We start from the raw sequence: 21,751 nt of genomic DNA on the forward strand, positions 1-21,751 counted from the left end.
TTAGCTACCGGCAGCCGTTTTCACCGCACGCAACACCACAAACTTCTGATTGGTGGCGATGGTGGTGCAGTTGCCAAACAAGCGGCGCAGTTTTTGGTAATAGTCGAGATGACGATTACCAACAATACGCAGCTCGCCGCCAGCCTGCAGACAGCGCTTGGCATCGCAGAACATGCGCCAGGCGGTATCATCGCTGATCACGTGCCCCTGGTGGAACGGCGGGTTACACAATACAGCGTGCAAGGTCTCACGCTCGCAGCCGGCCAGCATATTGTTGACCTCAAACTCGCAGCGGCCAAGATCTTGCGGCAGGTTATTGGCTACGTTGGCACGGCTGGATTCCACCGCCATATAGGATTCGTCGACAAACAGCATTTCCGCTTCGGGATTAAGCGCCAGCGCGGTAATACCCACCACGCCATTGCCACAGCCCAGATCGGCAATACGGCCAACAATGCCTTCCGGCAGATGCTGCATAAAGAAACGGGCACCAATATCCAGTCCGGTACGTGAAAACACGTTGGCGTGGTTGGTGATGCGCATTTCGCTGTCGTCCAGCGCCCACTCGGTGGTCACCGGTTCGGCAGCCTGTACCGGATTTTCCGGGAAGCAGTGGATCAGACGCGCCTTTTTCCAGGCAAGACTGGTGCGGGTAGACCCAAGGATTTTTTCAAACAGCTGCAGCGTCGAATTATGCACATCGCGCGCTTTGGCACCGGCAATAATCTGAGTATCTTTCGTCACCACTTCGCGTAGCGCACGCAGTTGCTGCTCCAGCAAGGCCAGGGTTTTCGGGATCTTGATCACCACCAGTCCCGGTGCCTGCGGTAACGCCGCCAGGCTGCTTTGCAGTGTAACCTGAGTCTCGTCCAGCTCATTAAGACGCAGATTATGCCGTGTGGCCAGCTGACTCATAAAAGAGTCGCCAATGCTGACCGGAGAGAAGGCGTGCAGCGCACAGGCCAAGGTGCCAAAACTGTCGTTAAAAATCAGCAGTGGACGGCCATTGAGTGTGTCGGTGCTCAGGGTTTGCAATAAATATTCATCGGCTGCTTCCCAGGCTTGTAACGTAGTGGCTTCTTCCTGTAGCGGATAACGTTCCAGCTCAAGATGCAGTGTACCCTGTTCAAAATGGCTCATTGGCCCTCCTCATAATTCAATTTGCGCTGTTTATCCCTTAAATTGCGCTATCAGTAAAATGTTTTTTCAGTTAAAAAGGTGTTTATCTGCCAACCCTGGCTGCCCGCGGATGGTAGCACGGCATTTACCTGCCGCTATCCGCGCCATTAAAGAGAGCCAAAGCAAACAGTTATGCCTGAATTGACCTATCTGCAGGGCTACCCGGACCATCTTGTGACTCAGGTGCGCCAATTGATCGACCAGCAGCGTCTGGGCAGTGTGCTGCTTAGCCGTTATCCCGAGCCGCACGATCTGAGCACCGATAAATCGCTGTATCAGTTTACTCTCGATTTAAAGAATCAATACTTGCGCAGCTCATCTCCGCTCAGCAAAGTGGCCTATGACAATAAAATTCATGTGATGCGCCATGCGCTGGGACTGCATACGGCGATCTCGCGCATACAAGGTGGCAAGCTGAAAGCCAAAGCCGAAATCCGCGTCGCCACGGTGTTTAAAAGCGCCCCCGAGGCGTTTTTGCGCATGATAGTGGTGCATGAGTTGGCGCATCTGAAAGAGAAAGAGCATAACAAAGCCTTTTACAGCCTCTGTTGCCATATGACGCCAGACTATCATCAACTTGAGTTTGATACGCGTATGTATCTGACCCATCTTGAGTTATTCGGCAAGCTTTACGACTAGATCCGATCCTGCAACTTTGCTGATTTTGCCAAGGGAGTACACCATGATTCGCTTTGCCGTAGTGGGAACCAACTGGATAACCCAACGCTTTATCGATGCCGCCCATGAGAGCGGTAAACTCAAGCTGACAGCAGTGTATTCCCGTCAACTGGAAAAGGCCAAAGCCTTCGGTCACGACTACCCCGTTGAGCATTATTTTGACTCTCTGGAGGCGCTGGCAGCCTCGGATGAGATCGATGCCGTCTATCTCGCCAGCCCCAACTCGCTGCACTGCGAGCAAGCGCTGCTGTTTCTCAGCCATCAGAAACACGTGATTTGCGAAAAGCCGCTGGCGTCGACGCTGCAACAGGCCGAACAGATGATCGCCTGTGCCACAGCCAACCAGGTAGTGCTGTTTGAAGCCTTTAAAACCGCCTATCTGCCCAATTTTCTGCATATGAAAAGCACCCTCAGCCGCATGGGCACATTGCGCAAAGCCATACTGAATTACTGTCAGTATTCGTCCCGCTATCCGCGCTATCTGGCCGGGGAAAACCCGAATACCTTTAATCCGGCGTTTTCCAATGGCTCGATTATGGATATTGGCTATTACTGCCTGGCGAGCAGCGTCGCGCTGTTTGGTGAGCCAGATACGGTATTTGCCACAGCCACCCTGCTCGACAGCGGCGTCGATGCCCAAGGTACCGTAGTGATGAGCTACCGCCATCATGCCTATGGTAACTTCGAGGTGGTGATTAACCATTCCAAGGTCAGTGATTCCTGGCTGGCCAGCGAAATTCAGGGGGAGGACGCCACGCTGCATATGGAGAAGCTCTCCGAATGCCAAACCCTGAGTTTTACCCCGCGCGGTGGCCAAAAACTGGATCTCACCCAGCCGCAGCATATCAATACCATGCTGTATGAGGCGGAAACCTTCGCCACGCTGGTGGAAAGCAAGTTTTATCATCATCCGGGGCTGGAAGTCTCGCGCATTACCGCCAAACTATTAACCGAAATTCGTCGTCAGACTGGCGTGCATTTCCCTGCCGACGAACAAAATTAAGGAGTCAGCATGAGTCTGTCTGCTCAGAAACCGCTGCTAATTTTGCAAACCGGCCATGCGCCGGAACCTATCCGCGCAGTGCACGGCAACTTTCCGCAGATGTTTATCCGCCAGGGGAATATCGACAGCCAACAGTTGGCGATCGTCGATTTGCCGGCCGGTGAACGTCCGGCCTCCCCGCAGCACTACGCTGGCGCGGTGATCACCGGATCGCGCAGTATGGTGACCGAGCACCTCGACTGGAGCGAATACGCCGCCGACTGGATCCGCCAGGCCATGTTGATCGACCTGCCAATGCTCGGGGCCTGCTATGGCCATCAGTTGATGGCCTATGCCCTTGGCGGGGAAGTCGACTACCATCCGCAGGGGATCGAAGTGGGCACCGAAGAGATTGAACTGCTGCCTGCAGCACAGCAGGATCCGCTGATCTCCACACTGCCCGCCCGCTTTAGCGCCAATCTGATCCATCTGCAAAGCGTGATCCAGCCCCCGGCCTGCGCGACAGTGCTGGCAAGATCGGCCCACGATGCCCATCAGATCCTGCGCTATGGCCGCAATGCGATCAGCACCCAGTTTCATCCGGAGTTCAGCGCCGCGGTAATGAAAACCTACCTGCCCTGGCTGGCGCAACAGACGGCAGAGAGCAGCGTCGACTATCATCACAAGCTGCAATCAGTCACGGATACCCCGCTTAGTCAGGGACTGCTACTGCATTTTGTCGCCTCAGTGGGCAAACAGCAGGCACTGGCGGGCTGAAGATCAATCGTTCATCGCCAGAACTTTGCCTGTCGTTGATAAAAGCGGCTAATGTCTTTTGACGTTAGCCGTTTTTTTATTGTCTGATCGAGGGGGAGCTGATGATGAATTCCGTAGGAAACCCGCTGCTTTGGGGCTCATTTGCTGTGGTGGTGGTCATTATGCTGACCATAGATATGTTGTTGCAGGGCCGCAAGGGCGCGCACAGCATGACCATGAAAAGCGCCGCGCTATGGTCGCTGCTGTGGGTCGGGCTGTCGTTGCTGTTTAACCTGGCTTTCTGGTGGTATCTCAATGGCGAGTTTGGACGTGACGTGGCGGACAGGCAGGCGCTGGCATTTCTTACCGGCTATCTGATTGAAAAAGCCCTGGCCGTCGATAACGTCTTTGTCTGGTTAATGCTGTTTGGCTACTTCAGTGTACCGGCCAGTCTGCAACGCCGCGTGCTGGTTTATGGCGTGCTGGGGGCGATCGTGCTGCGCACCGGGATGATTTTTGCCGGCAGTTGGCTGGTAGCGGAGTTTAGTTGGATCCTCTATGTCTTTGGCGCCTTTTTGCTGTTTACCGGTATTAAAATGGCGCTGGCCAAAGAGGATGAGGGCGCGATTGGCGATAAGCCGCTGATCCGCTGGCTGCGCAGCCACTTACGCATGACCGACCAACTATCGGGGGAGAAATTCTTTGTTCGCCGCCAGGGTTTGCTGTATGCCACGCCGCTGGTACTGGTGCTGATCATGGTGGAACTGAGCGATGTGATTTTTGCCGTCGACAGTATTCCGGCAATCTTTGCCGTGACCACTGACCCTTTTATTGTGCTGACCTCTAACCTGTTTGCCATTCTTGGTCTACGCGCCATGTACTTCCTGCTGGCCAACGTGGCGGAACGCTTCTCGATGCTAAAATATGGCCTGGCGCTGATCCTGGTATTTATCGGTGCCAAAATGCTGTTGCTGGATGTGGTGCATATCCCGGTGGCTATTTCACTGGCGGTGGTCGCCACTATTCTGGCGCTGACGCTGATTATCAATGCCTGGGTCAACCAGCGCCACGACAAGTCACAGCATTAGTCGTGACCAGGAGAGCGGCGAACCGCTCTCCTGCTGGCCCGATTTATTGCACTTTAAAAGCATTTAACAGCCGCGTTAACGGGTTGACCATGGCGATCACCACTTCATCCTGCACCAGCGCGGCATCATCAAGCTGCCGTTGCGCCAGTTGTCGATAGCTGTCGCTGATCCCCTGACCTTTTTGCCACTTGTCCAGCAGCATCAACCCCAGCTCGGACAGGCGCTGTACCTGCTCGGCCACCGGTTGTAGCGGTTTAAGTACCGAGTTTTGCGCCAGCAGCGGCTGTACCCAGGCGGTGTTATTGCGCCACAACGCCAGTTGCACACGTACCGCCTGCGCAGCCGATTTATCCTGCGGATGGGCAATCAAGATTTGCAACTGCTGATCCAACTGACGCGTCGCGTTGCTCTCTGCCGGTAAGGCATCAGCCAACCGGTTCAAGGCAGCAAACTGGTTGTATTGCCCGGCCTGAAACTTGAGATGTTGACGGGTGTAATATTGCGCTGGCTCCAGCGCGCTGGCGAACAGTTGCAGCGGCATAATATCGTTACTGTTAGCCAGGCGGGTCAACAAGCGGCTGCTTTCTGCCTGCTGTTGCAAGCCGACTGACACCACCGACCAGGCGTCGATCGCCTGGAGCCGCTGGTACATATTGGCTTCATCCTGCACCTCCTGCGGCGACCAAAGTCGTTCCGCAACCGCAAAGGCCCGTGGCCACAGTTTGATATCGAGGATCTCCGGGGTAACGTTCTCGCTCCATAGCGCCGCTTCGCCGCCAAGAATATTTTTCATTGCCGCCTGATCGGGCACCTGCGACGGCAGCCCCGCGGGGATAGCAGCGAGGGCACTGCCGCTGACCGGATAACGCACATTGCCCAGCAGAAAGTAGCCACTGAGTTTACCCTGTTGCAGGTTGAGCACCGGTTGCGTATCGCCCATCCAGGTATCAACGGCAAAACTGAGCTGGCCGTCGCGCTGCCAGTGAATATCCCGCAGCGCACGGCGGGTTTTCCCGCTAAAGTCGATAAAGCCACGCCAGCCTTTCTCGCCGTCAATCAGCGTAAAACTGCCGGTAACCGCGCTGCCCTTCAACCGTGGCATAGTAAATTGCCAGCTCTGGGCCTTTTCATCTTTGGCGACCTGAGTCTCTACGTCTAAAGTTTGCGGCAGGATGGCATTACGATAGTGATAGGCGGTGCTCTGCGGCTGATCGAGATAAAAGCCGGTGGAGAGGATCCCCTGATAGCCCTGCGCCGCGCTGGCGGCAAGAGAGTCAGGGCCTTGCCAGGACTGGATAACGATATTGTGCGGTAGATCGGGATGGAAAATCTCATCCCAGCCAACCATTTTACGATGATGCCTGGCTAAAATTTTCTCTACCCGCTGATTAAAATAGGCCTGCAACCCATGGCTGTCCGCCAGTTGCTGACGACGCATAAAGGCCTGTATTTTCTTTGATTGCTTCCACTGTGAGTCGTCCACCTCGTCGCCGCCGATATGCAAATATGCGTCGGGGAAAATCTCTGCCAGTTCCCCGGTCAGGGTATCGATAAAGGCATAAACCTTTTCGTTGCTGGGGTCGAGGGTCGGCGGATGCACGCCCCATCCTCGCTCCATGGCATAAGGGCCGGGAGCGCTAAGCAATGCCGGATAGGCCACGGCAATGCTTGAGGCATGGCCGGGAAAATCAATCTCTGGCACCACGCGAATACCCAGCCGGGTGGCGTAGGCCACCACCTCTTTCATCTGCTGTGGCGTATAAAAATTGCCGTCGCTGGCCAGCTGTTGCAGCAAGGGGTAATGGGTCGAGGCAAAACGCCAGCCCTGATCGTCAGTCAGATGCCAGTGCAATACGTTAAGTTTTGCCGCCGCCATACCGTCAAGCTGGCGCAGAATATCGGCCACCGGCAGAAAGTGACGGGCAGGATCGAGCAACAGGCCACGCCACGGGAAACGCGGCGCGTCGTTAATGGTGACCGCTGGCAGAAAGGTATTGTCACCGTCGCGACGCAGCAACTGTAGCAGGGTTTCCATACCACGCAGCGCGCCAAAACGCGTGGCTGCCGCCAGGGTGGCACCTTGCGGGGTAACGATCAGTTGATAGCTTTCATCGCTGGCGAGCTGTGGCACTGCCGCCACGCGTTTGGCGATATAGATTTGAATACCGGCCCGGGTGCTGTCTTGCGGGGCTGGTAGCAGCTGCCAGCCGGTCTGCCGCTCAATTCGGCTGCGCCACAGTGTTGGCATTTCTCCCAGATCGTCACCGCTGACCGCGATCGCCAGATGATTATCCAGCACCCATTTTTGCGCTACATCGGGCAACACCACCTGCCGCGGCCAGGGCATCAGATCCAGGCTTTCCGCCCCCGGCGGCAGCTCGGCACGAACCAGAAAGGACAGCAATAAAGAAGCGGTAATCACCACATGCTTAAAAGATAACATCAGCATCTTCCCTTGAAGAAAAGCGACAGCTAGCCAGCTCGCTGAATCATAAAGGATTAAGCATAGTCAGAATGTGGTTCATAGCGGGAATTTGCGGTGAAAATTGCGTTTTTTCGGGTTAACTCTGCTTACCGTGCGGTTATTTGTCTTTATGCTGCGCGTAAACGCCTTGACGGGTTATCTGGCCTGCAAGACGTTGCATCTCGCAGGCCAGTCGCTCCCTTATTGCCAGCCGTAACGACGGACAAAGAAGCCTTTCACACCTTGCGTCATCACCATATAGCCACCGAGGATCACCACCAGCCATGGGAAATAGCTTAGCGGTAACGCCTGCAGTTGCAGGAATCCTGCTGCCGGTGAGAAGATCAGTGCAATACCGGTCACCACCACTGCCAGGGTCATAAAGCACAGTGACCATGAGGCGCGACTTTGAATAAAGGGCACCTTGCGGGTGCGGATCATATGCACAATCAGCGTTTGTGACAGCAGGCCTTCAATAAACCAGCCAGACTGGAACAGGGTTTGCATGTCCGGCGTATTGGCCTTAAATACCCACCACATCAGCGAGAAGGTCAAAATATCAAACACTGAGCTGATCGGGCCAAAGAACACCATAAAGCGGCCAATATCGCCGGCGTTCCAGCGCTGCGGTTTTGCCAGTTGCTCCTCATCGACGTTATCGAAGGGGATCGCCACCTGTGAGACATCATAAATCAGGTTCTGCACCAGCAGATGCAGCGGTAACATCGGCAGGAAGGGCAGAAAGGCACTGGCTACCAATACGCTGAAAACATTACCAAAGTTGGAGCTGGCGGTCATTTTGATATATTTGAGCATATTGGCAAAGGTACGACGCCCTTCCGTTACGCCCTGTTCCAGCACCATCAGGCTTTTTTCCAGCAGGATAATATCTGCCGCTTCTTTGGCAATATCCACCGCCGAGTCAACGGAAATCCCGATATCCGCCGCGCGCAGCGCCGGAGCATCGTTAATACCATCGCCCATAAAACCGACCACATGTCCCTGTTCACGCAGCACGCGCACAATACGTTCTTTATGCAAGGGGGCCAGTTTGGCAAACACGCTGGTTTTCAGCGCCACTGCGGCAAGCTCGGCATCGCCAAGCCGTTCCACTTCACTGCCGATCAGGATATGGTCGACGGCCAATCCGACATCTTTACACACCTTGCGCGCCACCAGCGGATTATCGCCGGTGAGGATCTTCACGGTGACCCCTTTGTTTTGCAACGCTTTCAGCGCCGGTGCAGTGCTCTCTTTTGGCGGATCGAGAAAGGCGATATATCCGGCGAGGATCAGGCTGGACTCATCGGCCACCGCATAATCGCGGGTGTTGGAAGGCATCACTTTGTGTGCCACCGCCACCACGCGCAGCCCCTGCTGATTAAGATCGTCAGTTATCAGCCGAATGCGCGTCAACAACTGTTCGGTCAGAGGGACGGTTTCGTCATTAAGCTGCACCAACGTACAGATCGACAGGATCTCTTCCAGCGCGCCTTTGCAGATCAGGCGATGATGATCTTCCGCTTCTGATACCACCACCGACATGCGGCGACGATCGAAATCAAAAGGGATCTCATCGATCTTCAGATAACGATTGAAATTTTTCCCAGCCTGAATGGCTTCGGCACTTTCCAGCACCGCCACGTCGAGCAGGTTTTTCAGGCCAGTCTGATGATAACTGTTTAGCCAGGCCAGATGCAGCACGCTATCGGAAGGCGATCCCAGCACATCGGTATGACGCTCAAGAATAATTTTATCCTGCGTCAGGGTACCGGTTTTGTCGGTACACAGAATATCCATGGCCCCGAAGTTCTGAATGGCATCCAGATGTTTGACAATCACTTTCTGCCGCGAGAGTTTTACCGCCCCTTTCGCCAGCGTAGAAGTCACGATCATCGGCAGCATTTCCGGCGTCAGGCCAACGGCCACCGACAGCGAGAACAGCGCCGCTTCCCACCAGTCGCCTTTGGTATAGCCATTAATCAGCAGCACAATCGGCGTCATAACCATCATAAAACGGATCAGCAGCCAGCTGACTTTACTGATACCACTCTGGAAGGCGTTAGGCTGCTCATCTTGCTGGATCACCCGCTCAGCCAACTGGCCGAACCAGGTCTGGCCGCCGGTGGCAATCACCATTGCCATCGCTGTCCCGCTGACCACATTGGTGCCCATAAAGCACAGGGTATCTTGCTCCAGCGGATCGCAATCTTCCGGCATACGGCTGTTGGCCTGCTTTTCGACCGGCAACGACTCACCGGTCAGTGCCGCCTGGCTGATAAACAGATCTTTGGCCGAGAGGATACGCAGATCGGCGGGGATCATATCGCCAGCCGAGAGTTTCACCAGATCGCCGGGCACCAGTTGGTTGATCGGCAATTCCAGTTGTTCACTGCGCCCGCTCTGCTCATCGCAGCGCAATACCGTGGCGGTATTGCTGACCATGGCTTTTAACGCATCCGCCGCTTTATTGGAACGCGCTTCCTGGATAAAGCGCATCAGGGTGGAAATCACCACCATGCTGCTGATGACCAGGGTGGCTTTGATATCTTCCGTGGCGTAGGACACCAGGGCAAGAATGGTCAACAGCAGGTTAAAGGGGTTGCGATAGCAGATCCACAGATGCTGCCACCAGGGTGCAGGCTGTTGATCGTCAGTCTGGTTGGCGCCGACTACCTCACGAATGGCGGCCGCTTCTCCCTCGGTCAGCCCTTCAAAATGGCTGCCAAATTTGGCGTACAGCTGTTCTGCGCTGGCACGAGCGCAGGCCTGACTGTGTTGGGCAACCGATAAAGGCACCGCTTGACCAATAGCAGGCTGGATATTTTCTTCCAGCATTGGAGAACGGCGGATCAAACGGCGAGGTAAATTACGGCTAAAGAGATCAAATAGCCGTTGGGTCATAGTCTTAAACATAATTCGCACCTTTCTTGCGCCCACAGCCTGTCCCCGGCGTTATTGGCAGTGGCGGCACAGACCATAACCTTGCTGAAGCAAGTCAGGCGTATAAACCGGCAGTGCGAATATCACGGGTACCACGGCCACAGGTATGGCAAAGGGTAATAAAAAGCAGGGCGAACGCTCAAATGAGGGATCGCTGCCGCTTACCAAAATTTATCCGGTAAGCCACAGCTAAAAAAGGCAGGTGCTTACCGGATCACGACGGACTTACAGTGTTGGGGTCGGGATCCATTAAGGTTTTCTCGGTCGGTTAAACAATATGCCGGCACTCAGCCGCGGATCTTTTGCGGGGGGTTTTACTCGCCAGGCATCTGAAGAATTGATTACTGCGGCTATGCCACCAGGAATTAACGGTGCGCATTGTCGCGCAAAATACGCGGCGCGGGGTGATCCTGATCAATTACGAGTGCGAATACTACACTGCCAAGTATTAACCGTACTTAAACCATGTAAAAACAAAGATAAACCAGATGATCAACCCGGTGAACTTAATGACAACGTTGTCTGGATGATTGAGAAACACCTGCTCTCACCCACGACAGCCCCAGCCGGTGCGCCATCGCGCTCATTTTGCTATTTGGGCAGGTTCCTCGGGCAAAATTCAGGCCAAAATAATGGCAATTTCCGCCAAATGTTCAGCAAACATTCGGATATGAAACTTCCTTGTTTGAAATCAACAAATGTGCCATTAAGCCTACCCCCGGATCAACATATGGTGTGTATAGTATGCCACCTGACCTACATGTAGTGTTATGTCGGGTAAAAGACAACTAGCGCGACAAGCCGCACCAGCCGTGGTCTGCGCCGTTGTCAACATGCGAATCGCATCTGAAGGAGTGTCATTGTGAAATCAGAAACCCTCACCCGGGAAAACGTACAAACGGAAATCAACCGACCTGTAGTCATCAAACGCGATGGCTGTAAGGTACCGTTTGACGAGCAATTAATTAGCCAAGCCGTTCAGCGTGCCGCCCTGGCCGCGAACGTCAATGACGTTGATTATTGCGCCCAGGTGGCACGGGGAGTGACCGACAGCCTGAACCATCAGTCGCAAGTGGATATCCATGAGATCCAGGAAGCGGTAGAAAACCAACTGATGGCCGGTCCTTATAAGCAGCTGGCACGAACCTATATCGAATATCGTCACGATCGTGACGTCAAACGCGAGCTGCGCGGCCGGTTAAACCAGGAAATTCGTGGTCTGGTTGAACAAAGTAATATGGCATTGCTCAATGAGAATGCCAATAAAGACAGTAAAGTGATCCCGACTCAACGCGATCTGCTGGCAGGGATTGTGGCCAAACATTATGCCAAACAGCATATCCTGCCACGCGACGTGGTCCTGGCCCATGAACGCGGCGAGATCCACTATCACGACCTGGATTACTCCCCTTTCTTCCCAATGTTTAACTGCATGCTGATCGACCTGAAGGGGATGTTGACCAAAGGGTTCAAGATGGGTAATGCCGAGATAGAAACACCAAAATCTATCTCCACCGCCACTGCCGTCACCGCGCAGATTATTGCCCAGGTGGCCAGCCATATTTACGGCGGCACCACCATCAACCGTATTGACGAAATACTCGCGCCTTTTGTCTCGCAGAGCTTTGCCAAACATCAGGCGATTGCCAAACAGTGGCATATTGCCGACGCCGAAGCCTTTGCCCACGAACGCACAGAAAAAGAGTGCTACGACGCCTTCCAGTCCCTGGAATATGAAGTCAATACGCTGCATACCGCCAACGGTCAGACGCCTTTTGTGACCTTTGGTTTTGGCCTGGGTACCTCCTGGGAATCACGCCTGATCCAACAGTCCATTTTACGTAACCGCATCGCCGGACTGGGAAAAAATCGCAAAACGGCGGTCTTCCCAAAATTGGTTTTTGCCATTCGTGAGGGTCTTAACCACAAGGCAGGCGACGCCAATTACGATATCAAGCAGTTGGCTCTCGAATGTGCCAGCAAGCGCATGTATCCGGATATTCTTAATTACGATCAGGTGGTTAAAGTTACCGGTTCCTTTAAAACGCCAATGGGCTGCCGCAGCTTTTTGGGCGTTTATGAAGAAAATGGTGAACAGATCCACGATGGCCGCAACAATATTGGCGTGATCAGCCTGAATCTGCCGCGCATCGCTTTAGAAGCCAAACATGATGAAGCCGCGTTCTGGGCCCTGCTCGATCAGCGTTTGCTGCTGGCGAAAAAAGCGCTGATGACGCGTATTGCGCGTCTGGAAGGCATTAAAGCCCGCGTTGCGCCGATTCTGTATATGGAAGGGGCCTGCGGTGTACGCCTGAAAGCCGACGATAATATCGCCGAGATCTTCAAAAATGGCCGGGCGTCTATCTCCCTGGGATATATCGGCGTCCATGAAACCATTAATGCGCTGTTTGGTAGCCAGACCCATGTGTTCGACGCCAGCCAACTGCGCGAAAAAGCGGTGGCCATTGTGGCCCGCCTGAAAGCCGCCACCGAGAGCTGGAAAGAAGAAACCGGCTACGGTTTTAGCCTCTACAGTACCCCAAGCGAAAACCTGTGTGACCGTTTTTGCCGTCTGGATGCCGCACAGTTTGGCTTGATTGAAGGCGTCACCGATAAAGGCTACTACACCAATAGCTTCCATCTCGACGTTGAAAAGAAAGTAAATCCTTACGAGAAGCTAAATTTCGAAGCCCCCTATCCCCCTTTAAGCAATGGCGGATTTATCTGCTACGGCGAGTACCCCAACCTGCAGCACAATTTGCAGGCGCTGGAAGACGTGTGGGATTACAGCTATAGCCGCGTCCCTTATTACGGCACCAATACGCCAATTGATGAGTGCTACGAATGTGGCTTTACCGGTGAATTCTCCTGTACCAGCAAAGGCTTTACCTGTCCGAAATGCGGCAATCATGATTCAGCGAAAGTGTCAGTCACCCGCCGAGTCTGTGGTTACCTCGGCAGTCCGGATGCGCGGCCGTTTAATGCCGGCAAGCAGGAAGAAGTCAAACGTCGGGTGAAACACCTGGCTAGCGGACAACTGGGCTAATAGATTGAATTATCATCAATATTATCCCGTTGATGTGATCAACGGGCCTGGCACCCGTTGCACCCTGTTTGTTTCAGGGTGCGTTCACCAATGCGTCGGGTGCTACAACAAAAGCACCTGGCGACTCAATTCCGGGCAGCCTTTTAGCCAGGCGATGGAAGATCAGATCATTGCCGATCTGCAGGATACGGAGATCCGCCGTCAGGGATTGTCGCTGTCGGGGGGCGATCCGCTGCACCCGCAAAATCTGCCCGCCATTGCGCAGTTACTCAAGCGCGTGGCCAGCGAATGTCCGGGTAAGGATGTGTGGCTATGGACCGGTTATTGTCTGGACGAACTCAGCGTCGAACAGCAACAGGTAGTAACGATGATCAATGTGTTAATCGACGGCAAATTTGTGGAAGCTTTGCGCGATCCTTCACTGGTTTGGCGCGGCAGTAGCAATCAGGTGATCCACTATTTGCGTTGAAGTGAGGCGGAAGGAAACTGCTCCTTTTGATGTACCACGGCCATGATAATGATCGTCTTGTTTAGTACAGCATAGACGATCAACAAGGAGGCTTTACTCATCAGTAATTTCTGCAGTCCTTGCATTAAAAGGATATAAAAACTCAAAAATTCTTTCCCTGTCCTGAACAGCACTCTCATCCCATTCGATAGGCATGGCACTCATATGTTGACACATTTGTGACAACAGATAAGCGTCACTGTCTGCAAGACTTCGTCCATTGTTCATCTCCCTGCAACTCCGCGATCACCAAACTGTCACTTATCCCGGGCAATATGAGGCCAACGTCGAACTGAGGTTGACATCATGCAAGCATCTCCCGCAATCCGATCATACTTCTCTCTGGCCATGCGCCGCACCTCACTGCAGGTAGCCGCTGCTGTTTCTGCGAGGTATTCACTGTGATGAACTTATCTAGACATCCGACCAGTTTCCCAACCCGTTATCAGCAAATTGCCGCCCAGCTTGAACAAGAGCTACGCAGCACCTATCGCTGTGGCGATTATCTGCCGCCAGAAAACCAGCTTGCCGAACGCTTTGAGGTTAATCGCCATACCCTGCGCCGGGCGGTGGATGAACTGGTTGAACGCGGTTGGCTGCAGCGTCGTCAGGGTATTGGCACGCTGGTGTTAATGCGCCCCTATGATTATCCGCTGCACTCACAGGCGCGGTTTAGCCAGAACCTGCTGGAACAGGGCAGTCACCCCACCAGCGAACGTCTGCTGGCGGTGATGCGTCCCTGCACCGATCACGTCGCCAGTGCGCTCTCCCGCGAGGAAGGCGACACAGTGATCCATCTGCGCACCCTGCGCCGGGTCAACAATGTGCCGGTATGCGTTATTGACCATTACCTGCCTGATCTTACCTGGTGGCCGGTTATTCAGCATTTTCAAAGCGGTTCGCTGCACGATTTTATCCGCACCGAGCTTAATCAGCAGTTAAGTCGCCGAACCACCCGTATCAATGCCCGCCGCGCGCTGGCAAAAGAGAGCAAGTTGCTCGAAATCGTGCCGCAAGCGCCATTGCTCTGCGTGCGAACAATCAACACCTGTGACAGTAACGATCGCGTGGCGGAATACTCCGTCAGTCTGACGCGTGCTGACATGATTGAACTGACGATGGAGCACTGAATGGACGCTTTACCAGGCCGTCAACGCTGGATGTCGGTGTTGGCCCATAGCCAACCTGCCGAGCTGCTTGCCCACTGGCAACCGCTGAATCTTAACCCGACTTTTCAACACCTGCGCCCGGCAGAAACCGGATTAACCCAGCTACAGGGGCGAATGGGCGGCAGCGGCAAACGCTTTGTGCTGGGCGATATGACCGTCACCCGCGCAGTGATCCAACTCTCCTCCGGGGTTTATGGCTACAGCTATGTCAGCGGACGCGACAAACAACATGCCGAACTCTGCGCGGTGATTGACGCCTTGCTACAGGTACCCGGTATGGATGAACTGTTACACAAACGGGTGATTGCGCCCCTGGCCGCCAGCCAACAGGCCACCCGCGAGCAGCGCGCCCGCGAAATTGCCGCCAGCCGCGTCGATTTCTTTACTCTGGTTCGGGGAGAATAAGCATGTCACTTGTTACCAGTTTTCAGCATCCGGTTGCCGATGCGCAGTACAGTTTCCGCCGTATTCTCAAGGCATTAAGCGAACCCGGCAGTCTGGTAAGACTGCCAGCGGTCAACGGTTTTGACGCGCTGGGATCCGCCAGCACCTGTGTGCTTTTGACGCTGGTCGATCAGGACACGCCGCTGTGGATCAGCCCGCAACTGGACAGCGATGTGTTGCGCCAGAATCTGCGTTTTCATACCGGTGCGCTACTGACCAAGGATCCCACTAACGTCAGCTTTGCGCTGGCCGCCGGATCTCTCGACAGCGCCACCTTATTGGCCTTCCCCTGCGGCGACGAAATGTCACCGGAGCTGGCCACCAGCGTGGTGGTGCAGGTTGACTCGCTCGAGGGCGGCACACCTTTACGCCTGCAGGGACCCGGCATTGAGCAACAGCGCATTGTGACCATGCAGTTGCCCGCTGCCGTGACCCGTTACCTGCTTAACCGTCCGCACCGCTTCCCGCTGGGGCTGGATTTTCTGTTTACCTGCGGTGAGCAACTGCTTGCCATACCGCGTACCACACGCGTGGAGGCTTGCTGATGTATGTAGCCGTCAAAGGGGGCGAAAAGGCCATTGAGGCCGCCCATCAACTGCTGGCGCACCAACGCCGCGGAGATCCGCAGGTTGCCGAGCTGGAAGCTGGGCAAATTGAGCAACAGCTGGGCCTGGCAGTGGATCGGGTGATGAGCGAAGGGGGAGTTTACGATCCCCAGTTAGCCGCGCTGGCGATCAAACAAGCATCCGGGGATCTGGTGGAAGCGATCTTCCTGCTGCGCGCCTATCGCACCACGCTGCCCCGCCTTGCGATCAGTCAGCCGCTAAACACTGCCGCTATGCGCCTTGAACGCCGGATCTCGGCAATTTATAAGGATCTTCCCGGCGGTCAGGTACTGGGCCCGACCTATGACTATACCCACCGCCTGCTGGACTTTGCGCTATTGGCCGAAGGGTTGCCGCCACAGGCCCCGAGAGCCAATGAAACACTGCCGGAAGATTGCCGCCACGTTTTTGACCTGCTGACGCAACAGCAACTGGCGGTAGCGGAAGAAGATGACGGCAGTGAACCGGACGATATCACCCGCACGCCACCGGTTTACCCGGCTTCCCGCGCGGCACGCTTGCAACAGTTGGTGCGCGGTGACGAAGGCTTTTTGCTGTCGCTGAGCTATTCCAGCCAGCGCGGCTATGGCCGTAACCACCCTTTTGCCGGCGAAATTCGTACTGGCTGGCTGACGGTGGAGATCGTGCCGCCAGAGCTGGGCTTTGCCATTGATATTGGCGAGATCCTGCTGACCGAATGTGAAATGGTTAACGGCTTTGTCACCCCGGCCGATAAACCCGCGCATTTTACCCGCGGCTATGGCCTGGTCTTTGGTCGCGCCGAGCGTAAAGCCATGTCGATGTCGCTGGTGGATCGCTCGCTGCAAAGTGGCGACTACCAGGAACAGGTCAGCAGCCCGGCGCAGGACGAAGAGTTTGTGCTGTCCCACGCCGATAACGTCGAGGCCGCCGGTTTTGTTTCGCACCTGAAACTGCCCCACTACGTCGATTTCCAGGCCGAACTGGAGCTGTTGCAGCGCTTACGCAAACAACATGCCAGCGCCGCGCACAAGGATCCTGCCGATGAAAAATAATCACCCCATTACCGCCGCCGGCTACAACGCCGGTTATCTGGATGAACAAACCAAACGCATGATCCGCCGGGCGATCCTTAAAGCCGTGGCGATCCCCGGTTATCAGGTGCCCTTTGCCGGACGTGAAATGCCCATGCCCTATGGCTGGGGCACCGGCGGTATTCAGATCACCGCCAGCGTGATCGGTGAGGACGATGTGCTAAAGGTTATCGATCAGGGGGCAGACGATACCACCAATGCGGTGTCGATCCGTCGCTTCTTCAAAGCGGTGACCGGGGCCGCCACCACCGAAAAAACCCGCGATGCCACGCTGATCCAGACCCGTCACCGCATTCCCGAAACGCCGTTAACAGAAGATCAGATCCTGATTTTCCAGGTGCCGATCCCCGAACCGCTGCGCTTTATTGAACCACGGGAAACGGAAACGCGAAAAATGCATGCACTGGAAGAGTACGGCGTGATGCAGGTAAAACTTTATGAGGATATCGCCCGCTTTGGTCATATCGCCACCACCTATGCCTATCCGGTAAAGGTCAACGATCGTTATGTGATGGATCCTTCACCGATCCCCAAATTCGATAATCCCAAGATGCATATGATGCCGGCGTTACAACTGTTTGGTGCCGGTCGTGAAAAACGTATCTATGCGCTACCGCCGTTTTGCAAAGTCGAAAGCCTCGACTTCGAAGATCATCCCTTTAGCGTGCAACAGTGGGATCAACCCTGCGCCATCTGCGGATCGCACAACAGCTATCTCGATGAAGTGGTGCTCGACGATCTCGGCAACCGCATGTTTGTTTGCTCCGATACCGACTACTGCGCCGAGCAGCTTGACGCCGCTCCCCGCCAAGAGGCCAATCATCCATGAATTCGCGCAATGCTTCTGCTCCTCCCCTGCTTTCGGTTGAGAACCTCACTCACCTCTATGCCCCCGGCAAAGGTTTTAGCGATGTGTCGTTTCAGCTTTATCCCGGTGAAGTCCTGGGTATTGTTGGCGAATCCGGCTCGGGGAAAACCACGCTGCTCCAGGCAATCTCCGCACGCCTGTCACCGCAGCAGGGTCGGGTGATCTACAACAACGGTATCCAGCCGGCGCAGTCGCTGTATCAAATGCCGGAAAGCGATCGCCGTCGCCTGCTGCGCACCGACTGGGGTGTGGTTCATCAGCATCCGATGGACGGTTTGCGCCGTCAGGTCTCGGCCGGTGGCAATATCGGCGAACGCCTGATGGCCATTGGCGAACGCAACTACGGTCATATCCGCCAGCAGGCCAGTCAGTGGCTGCAAGATGTCGAGATCCCGGTTTCGCGACTCGACGATCTGCCCACCACCTTCTCCGGCGGTATGCAGCAGCGGTTACAAATCGCCCGCAATCTGGTCACCCATCCGCGTCTGGTATTTATGGATGAACCAACCGGCGGGTTGGATGTGTCGGTGCAGGCACGTCTGTTGGATCTGCTGCGCACTCTGGTGGTGGAAATGCAGCTGGCGGTGGTGATTGTTACCCACGATCTCGGCGTCGCCCGTCTGTTAGCTCACCGTTTACTGGTGATGAAACAGGGCCAGGTGGTGGAAAGTGGTCTGACGGATCGGGTGCTGGACGATCCGCATCATCCTTATACCCAACTGCTCGTTTCATCCGTTTTGTCCTGAGATCCCTACATGAGTGATAAATCAATGACAGCCAGACTCCGGGTCGAAAAACTGAGTAAAACCTTTGTATTGCATAACCAGCAGGGAACCAGGCTACCGGTATTTAACGATGCCAACCTGGAGGTCAACGCCGGGGAGTGCGTGGTGCTGCACGGCCACTCCGGCAGCGGCAAGTCAACGCTATTACGTTCGCTATACGGCAATTATCTGCCGGACAGTGGCCAGATCTGGGTCTGGCATCAGCAGCAATGGCTGGATATGGTCAGCGCACCGGCGCGCGCCGTTCTTGACGTACGCCGCCACAGCGTAGGCTGGGTCAGCCAGTTTTTACGGGTGATCCCGCGTATCAGCGCACTTAATCTGGTGATGCAACCGCTGGTTGAACTGGGTATCGATAAAGCCCAGGCGCAGCAACGTGCCAGCGAGCTGCTACAGCATCTCAACGTACCGGAACGCCTGTGGTCATTGGCACCGTCCACGTTCTCCGGCGGCGAGCAGCAACGCGTCAATATCGCCCGCGGCTTTATTGTCGATTATCCAATTCTATTGCTTGATGAACCGACCGCCTCCCTCGACGCCACCAACCGTGCCGCAGTCGTCACCCTGATTGAGCAAGCCAAGGCTCGGGGGGCTGCCGTGGTCGGCATATTCCATGATCAAGATGTGCGACAACGGGTGGCAGATCGCCTGTACCTGATGACCCCGGAAACAGCTGATGCGGAGAATTTGGCATGATTATCAATAACGTCAATCTGGTATTGGCAGAAGAAACGGTCAAGGGTTCGCTGGAAATCAAAGACGGCATCATCGCCTCATTTACCGATAACCCTTCACAGTTGCCGCAGGCGCTGGATGCCGAAGGCGGTTGGTTAATGCCTGGATTTATCGAACTCCATACCGACAATCTGGATAAGTTTTTTACCCCGCGGCCGAAAGTTGACTGGCCTTCCCATTCGGCCATGAGCAGTCATGATGCGCTGATGGTGGCCAGTGGCATTACTACGGTGCTGGATGCCGTTGCCGTCGGGGACGTGCGCGACGGCGGTCATCGTCTGGAAAATCTGCAAAAAATGATCGATGCGGTGATCAACAGCCAACAGGCCGGGCTTAACCGCGCCGAGCATCGTCTGCACTTGCGCTGTGAGTTACCCCATGAGTCGACGCTGCCGCTGTTTGAACAGCTGATGCATAAACCGGGATTGTCGCTGGTTTCGCTGATGGACCACTCGCCAGGGCAGCGCCAGTTCGCCACCCCGCAGAAGTATCGCGAATATTATCAGGGAAAATATCAGATGAATGATCAGGAAATGGAGCTATTTCAGGCGTCGCAGATCGCCAACTCACGCCGCTGGGCACAGCCAAATCGTCAGGCCATTGCCGCCCACTGTCGCGAGCTGGGCATTGCGCTGGCCAGCCACGATGATGCCACTGCCGATCACGTCAGTGAATCCAAAGCGCTGGGCAGCGTGATTGCCGAATTCCCGACCACCGAAGACGCGGCCCGCGCTTCCCATGCGCACGGTCTGCAAGTATTGATGGGCGCGCCCAATATTGTGCGCGGCGGCTCGCATTCCGGCAATGTGGCAGCGAAACATCTGGCTTCGCTGGGGTTACTGGATATTTTATCTTCCGATTATTACCCTGCCAGCCTGATGGACTCGGTATTTCGCATTGCCATGGATGACAACAACGCCTTCAGCCTGTCGCAGGCGGTGGCGCTGGTTACACGCAATCCGGCAAGCGCACTGGGACTGAGCGACCGGGGGATGATTGCCGAAGGTAAACGTGCCGATCTGGTGCTGGCGCGCGCACACGACCATCATCACTATGTGCAAAACGTCTGGCGTCAGGGGATACAGGTGTTCTGATGACCCAGTTAGTCTATCTGATGGGCCCATCGGGTTCAGGCAAAGACAGCCTGCTTGATGCGCTACGTGATACCTCGCCACCAGGATTACTGGTGGCTCATCGCTATATTACCCGCCCGGCCAATGCCGGCGCGGAAAACCATATCGCCCTCAGTCTGCAGGAGTTTCAGCAGCGAAAAGCACGCCAGCTTTTCGCTCTCGACTGGCAGGCGCATCAAACCCATTATGCCCTCGGCATCGAAATTGATCTGTGGATGCAGCAGGGATTTACGGTGATTGTCAACGGCTCCCGCGCCTATTTACCTGTCGCCTCTGCCCGCTATCGCCAGGCGCTGTTGCCGGTTTGTCTGCATGTCTCCGGCGAGGTGCTTTCCCGGCGGCTAACGGCCAGAGGACGGGAAAGCACCGAGCAGATCGCCTTGCGTTTACAGCGCGCCGCCGACTATCAGCATACTTTGCCGTCAGACTGCTATCGCCTGAATAATGACGGTCATTTAGCGCATACGCTGGCCGAATTGCTGATGCTACTTGGCATCCGGTCAGCGCAGGCACAACCTCTCTCTTGCCCACAGGACACCCCTTTATGACAGCTGTCTATCCGCCACAAAGTGAACCCAGGGTTGGTCAAAACGTCGTGCTTAAACAGACCACGCTGGGTCAGTACGTCCATATCTGTGATGATGCGATCTTTGAAGAGGTCAGCATCGACGATTACTCTTATACCGCCGGACATAATCAGATCCACTACGCCAGTATTGGCAAGTTTGTCTCCATTGCCACCTATGTGCGCATCAATCCCGGCAACCATCCGACTTACCAGCGCATTGCCCAGCACCATTTTACCTACCGCAGTTCTGCCTATGACTTAGGCGACGACGATAATAATTTTTTTAACTGGCGACGCGAGCATGCTGTCAGCATTGGTCACGATGTCTGGATTGGTCATAACGCGGTGATTATGCCCGGGGTAACTATCGGCAATGGTGCAGTGATTGGTTCTGCGGCGGTGGTCACCAAAGACGTGGAGCCTTATGCGATTATGGCGGGCGTCGCCGCGAAAAAGATCGGCATGCGTTTTGATGATGCGTTGATCGCCAGGATCGAGCGCAGTCAGTGGTGGCACTGGGATCATCAAACGCTGCAGGAAAGAATGCCGGAGTTCAGGGATCGGGATCTTTTTGTTGAAAAGTATCTGTAAGGGAAATTTTGGTTTTTTAGCTTTAACCATAGCATAGGGGGGGCCATTTTTTAGAAAAATGGGGGGGAGTTTTTAATTGCAAATTTTCTTTTAACTTCAAGGTCAACTGCATTCGCTACGCTCACTGGGCGGCGGC

At 54.9% G+C, this 21,751-nt stretch carries 20 protein-coding genes; 16 read left to right on the forward strand and 4 right to left on the reverse strand.

Going from position 1 to position 21,751, the window contains the following annotated elements; translation table 11 throughout:
• Positions 1-1,140, reverse strand: a complete 1,140-nt coding sequence (gene rlmG, locus GW590_RS02750) for a 23S rRNA (guanine(1835)-N(2))-methyltransferase RlmG (protein WP_169401474.1) — start codon at positions 1,138-1,140, stop codon at positions 1-3.
• 171 nt (positions 1,141-1,311) lie between these two features.
• Between rlmG and GW590_RS02755 the strand changes: the two genes are divergently transcribed.
• The 4 genes from GW590_RS02755 to GW590_RS02770 all read left to right on the forward strand — a co-directional run bounded on the left by GW590_RS02755 (position 1,312) and on the right by GW590_RS02770 (position 4,683).
• Entirely contained in the window at positions 1,312-1,818 is a 507-nt protein-coding gene (locus GW590_RS02755; RefSeq protein ID WP_169401475.1) for a M48 metallopeptidase family protein, read from the forward strand.
• Between the two features lie 43 nt (positions 1,819-1,861).
• Positions 1,862-2,860, forward strand: a complete 999-nt coding sequence (locus GW590_RS02760) for a Gfo/Idh/MocA family protein (RefSeq protein ID WP_169401476.1) — start codon at positions 1,862-1,864, stop codon at positions 2,858-2,860.
• Between the two features lie 9 nt (positions 2,861-2,869).
• On the forward strand, positions 2,870-3,616 hold the full coding sequence (locus GW590_RS02765; protein WP_169401477.1) for a glutamine amidotransferase: 747 nt from the start codon (positions 2,870-2,872) through the stop codon (positions 3,614-3,616).
• Positions 3,617-3,720: 104 nt separating this feature from the next.
• Complete coding sequence (locus GW590_RS02770) at positions 3,721-4,683, forward strand: TerC family protein (RefSeq protein WP_169401654.1); 963 nt, start codon at positions 3,721-3,723, stop codon at positions 4,681-4,683.
• A 43-nt stretch (positions 4,684-4,726) separates the two neighbouring features.
• Here the strand turns inward: GW590_RS02770 and GW590_RS02775 are convergent, their stop codons facing one another.
• Together GW590_RS02775 and mgtA are read right to left on the reverse strand one after the other, a co-directional pair.
• The gene (locus GW590_RS02775; protein ID WP_408014901.1) at positions 4,727-7,126 is read right to left on the reverse strand and encodes a beta-N-acetylhexosaminidase; all 2,400 of its coding nucleotides are present in this window, start codon (positions 7,124-7,126) and stop codon (positions 4,727-4,729) included.
• 222 nt (positions 7,127-7,348) lie between these two features.
• On the reverse strand, positions 7,349-10,063 hold the full coding sequence (mgtA, locus tag GW590_RS02780) for a magnesium-translocating P-type ATPase (RefSeq protein ID WP_169401479.1): 2,715 nt from the start codon (positions 10,061-10,063) through the stop codon (positions 7,349-7,351).
• Positions 10,064-10,994: 931 nt separating this feature from the next.
• Here mgtA and nrdD point away from each other — a divergent pair.
• A complete protein-coding gene (gene nrdD / locus GW590_RS02785) occupies positions 10,995-13,136 on the forward strand; it encodes an anaerobic ribonucleoside-triphosphate reductase (RefSeq protein WP_169401655.1) in 2,142 nt (713 codons plus the stop codon).
• Between the two features lie 4 nt (positions 13,137-13,140).
• Positions 13,141-13,605, forward strand: a complete 465-nt coding sequence (gene nrdG / locus GW590_RS02790) for an anaerobic ribonucleoside-triphosphate reductase-activating protein (RefSeq protein ID WP_169401480.1) — start codon at positions 13,141-13,143, stop codon at positions 13,603-13,605.
• 93 nt (positions 13,606-13,698) lie between these two features.
• Here the strand turns inward: nrdG and GW590_RS24265 are convergent, their stop codons facing one another.
• Entirely contained in the window at positions 13,699-13,872 is a 174-nt protein-coding gene (locus GW590_RS24265) for a type II toxin-antitoxin system RelE/ParE family toxin (RefSeq protein ID WP_235955834.1), read from the reverse strand.
• Between the two features lie 176 nt (positions 13,873-14,048).
• Here GW590_RS24265 and phnF point away from each other — a divergent pair, with 176 nt between their 5' ends.
• From phnF to GW590_RS02845, 10 genes are read left to right on the forward strand one after another with little or no spacing between them, the layout of a single operon-like run.
• Positions 14,049-14,774, forward strand: a complete 726-nt coding sequence (phnF, locus tag GW590_RS02800) for a phosphonate metabolism transcriptional regulator PhnF (protein WP_169401481.1) — start codon at positions 14,049-14,051, stop codon at positions 14,772-14,774.
• A complete protein-coding gene (gene phnG, locus GW590_RS02805) occupies positions 14,775-15,218 on the forward strand; it encodes a phosphonate C-P lyase system protein PhnG (protein ID WP_169401482.1) in 444 nt (147 codons plus the stop codon).
• A gap of 2 nt (positions 15,219-15,220) precedes the next feature.
• Positions 15,221-15,802, forward strand: a complete 582-nt coding sequence (phnH, locus tag GW590_RS02810) for a phosphonate C-P lyase system protein PhnH (protein WP_169401483.1) — start codon at positions 15,221-15,223, stop codon at positions 15,800-15,802.
• Positions 15,802-16,896 carry a carbon-phosphorus lyase complex subunit PhnI gene (locus GW590_RS02815; RefSeq protein WP_169401484.1) on the forward strand — a complete coding sequence of 365 codons (1,095 nt, stop codon included), beginning with the start codon at positions 15,802-15,804 and terminating at the stop codon, positions 16,894-16,896. Before phnH ends, GW590_RS02815 begins: the two co-directional genes overlap by 1 nt.
• Positions 16,886-17,764, forward strand: coding sequence for an alpha-D-ribose 1-methylphosphonate 5-phosphate C-P-lyase PhnJ (locus GW590_RS02820; protein ID WP_169401485.1), 879 nt, complete (start codon positions 16,886-16,888; stop codon positions 17,762-17,764). Before GW590_RS02815 ends, GW590_RS02820 begins: the two co-directional genes overlap by 11 nt.
• Positions 17,761-18,549, forward strand: a complete 789-nt coding sequence (phnK, locus tag GW590_RS02825; protein ID WP_169401486.1) for a phosphonate C-P lyase system protein PhnK — start codon at positions 17,761-17,763, stop codon at positions 18,547-18,549. The genes GW590_RS02820 and phnK overlap by 4 nt, the downstream gene beginning before the upstream one ends.
• Before the next feature lie 24 nt (positions 18,550-18,573).
• Entirely contained in the window at positions 18,574-19,284 is a 711-nt protein-coding gene (phnL, locus tag GW590_RS02830; protein ID WP_169401487.1) for a phosphonate C-P lyase system protein PhnL, read from the forward strand.
• On the forward strand, positions 19,281-20,417 hold the full coding sequence (phnM, locus tag GW590_RS02835) for an alpha-D-ribose 1-methylphosphonate 5-triphosphate diphosphatase (RefSeq protein WP_169401488.1): 1,137 nt from the start codon (positions 19,281-19,283) through the stop codon (positions 20,415-20,417). The genes phnL and phnM overlap by 4 nt, the downstream gene beginning before the upstream one ends.
• Positions 20,417-21,004, forward strand: coding sequence for a ribose 1,5-bisphosphokinase (gene phnN, locus GW590_RS02840; protein WP_169401489.1), 588 nt, complete (start codon positions 20,417-20,419; stop codon positions 21,002-21,004). The genes phnM and phnN overlap by 1 nt, the downstream gene beginning before the upstream one ends.
• Positions 21,001-21,615, forward strand: coding sequence for a DapH/DapD/GlmU-related protein (locus GW590_RS02845; protein ID WP_169401490.1), 615 nt, complete (start codon positions 21,001-21,003; stop codon positions 21,613-21,615). Before phnN ends, GW590_RS02845 begins: the two co-directional genes overlap by 4 nt.
• Positions 21,616-21,751: the final 136 nt, after the last annotated feature.

This window comes from Rouxiella aceris (genome assembly GCF_012933545.1).
In the GTDB taxonomy this organism is placed as follows: domain Bacteria; phylum Pseudomonadota; class Gammaproteobacteria; order Enterobacterales; family Enterobacteriaceae; genus Rouxiella; species Rouxiella aceris.

Coding starts and splice junctions, on each gene's coding strand:
- rlmG (WP_169401474.1), bottom strand. CDS start 1,140: ATGAGCCATTTTGAACAGGGTACACTGCATCTTGAGCTGGAACGTTAT.
- GW590_RS02755 (WP_169401475.1), top strand. CDS start 1,312: ATGCCTGAATTGACCTATCTGCAGGGCTACCCGGACCATCTTGTGACT.
- GW590_RS02760 (WP_169401476.1), top strand. CDS start 1,862: ATGATTCGCTTTGCCGTAGTGGGAACCAACTGGATAACCCAACGCTTT.
- GW590_RS02765 (WP_169401477.1), top strand. CDS start 2,870: ATGAGTCTGTCTGCTCAGAAACCGCTGCTAATTTTGCAAACCGGCCAT.
- GW590_RS02770 (WP_169401654.1), top strand. CDS start 3,721: ATGAATTCCGTAGGAAACCCGCTGCTTTGGGGCTCATTTGCTGTGGTG.
- GW590_RS02775 (WP_408014901.1), bottom strand. CDS start 7,126: ATGTTATCTTTTAAGCATGTGGTGATTACCGCTTCTTTATTGCTGTCC.
- mgtA (WP_169401479.1), bottom strand. CDS start 10,063: ATGTTTAAGACTATGACCCAACGGCTATTTGATCTCTTTAGCCGTAAT.
- GW590_RS24265 (WP_235955834.1), bottom strand. CDS start 13,872: ATGAACAATGGACGAAGTCTTGCAGACAGTGACGCTTATCTGTTGTCA.
- phnF (WP_169401481.1), top strand. CDS start 14,049: ATGAACTTATCTAGACATCCGACCAGTTTCCCAACCCGTTATCAGCAA.
- phnG (WP_169401482.1), top strand. CDS start 14,775: ATGGACGCTTTACCAGGCCGTCAACGCTGGATGTCGGTGTTGGCCCAT.
- phnH (WP_169401483.1), top strand. CDS start 15,221: ATGTCACTTGTTACCAGTTTTCAGCATCCGGTTGCCGATGCGCAGTAC.
- GW590_RS02815 (WP_169401484.1), top strand. CDS start 15,802: ATGTATGTAGCCGTCAAAGGGGGCGAAAAGGCCATTGAGGCCGCCCAT.
- GW590_RS02820 (WP_169401485.1), top strand. CDS start 16,886: ATGAAAAATAATCACCCCATTACCGCCGCCGGCTACAACGCCGGTTAT.
- phnK (WP_169401486.1), top strand. CDS start 17,761: ATGAATTCGCGCAATGCTTCTGCTCCTCCCCTGCTTTCGGTTGAGAAC.
- phnL (WP_169401487.1), top strand. CDS start 18,574: ATGACAGCCAGACTCCGGGTCGAAAAACTGAGTAAAACCTTTGTATTG.
- phnM (WP_169401488.1), top strand. CDS start 19,281: ATGATTATCAATAACGTCAATCTGGTATTGGCAGAAGAAACGGTCAAG.
- phnN (WP_169401489.1), top strand. CDS start 20,417: ATGACCCAGTTAGTCTATCTGATGGGCCCATCGGGTTCAGGCAAAGAC.
- GW590_RS02845 (WP_169401490.1), top strand. CDS start 21,001: ATGACAGCTGTCTATCCGCCACAAAGTGAACCCAGGGTTGGTCAAAAC.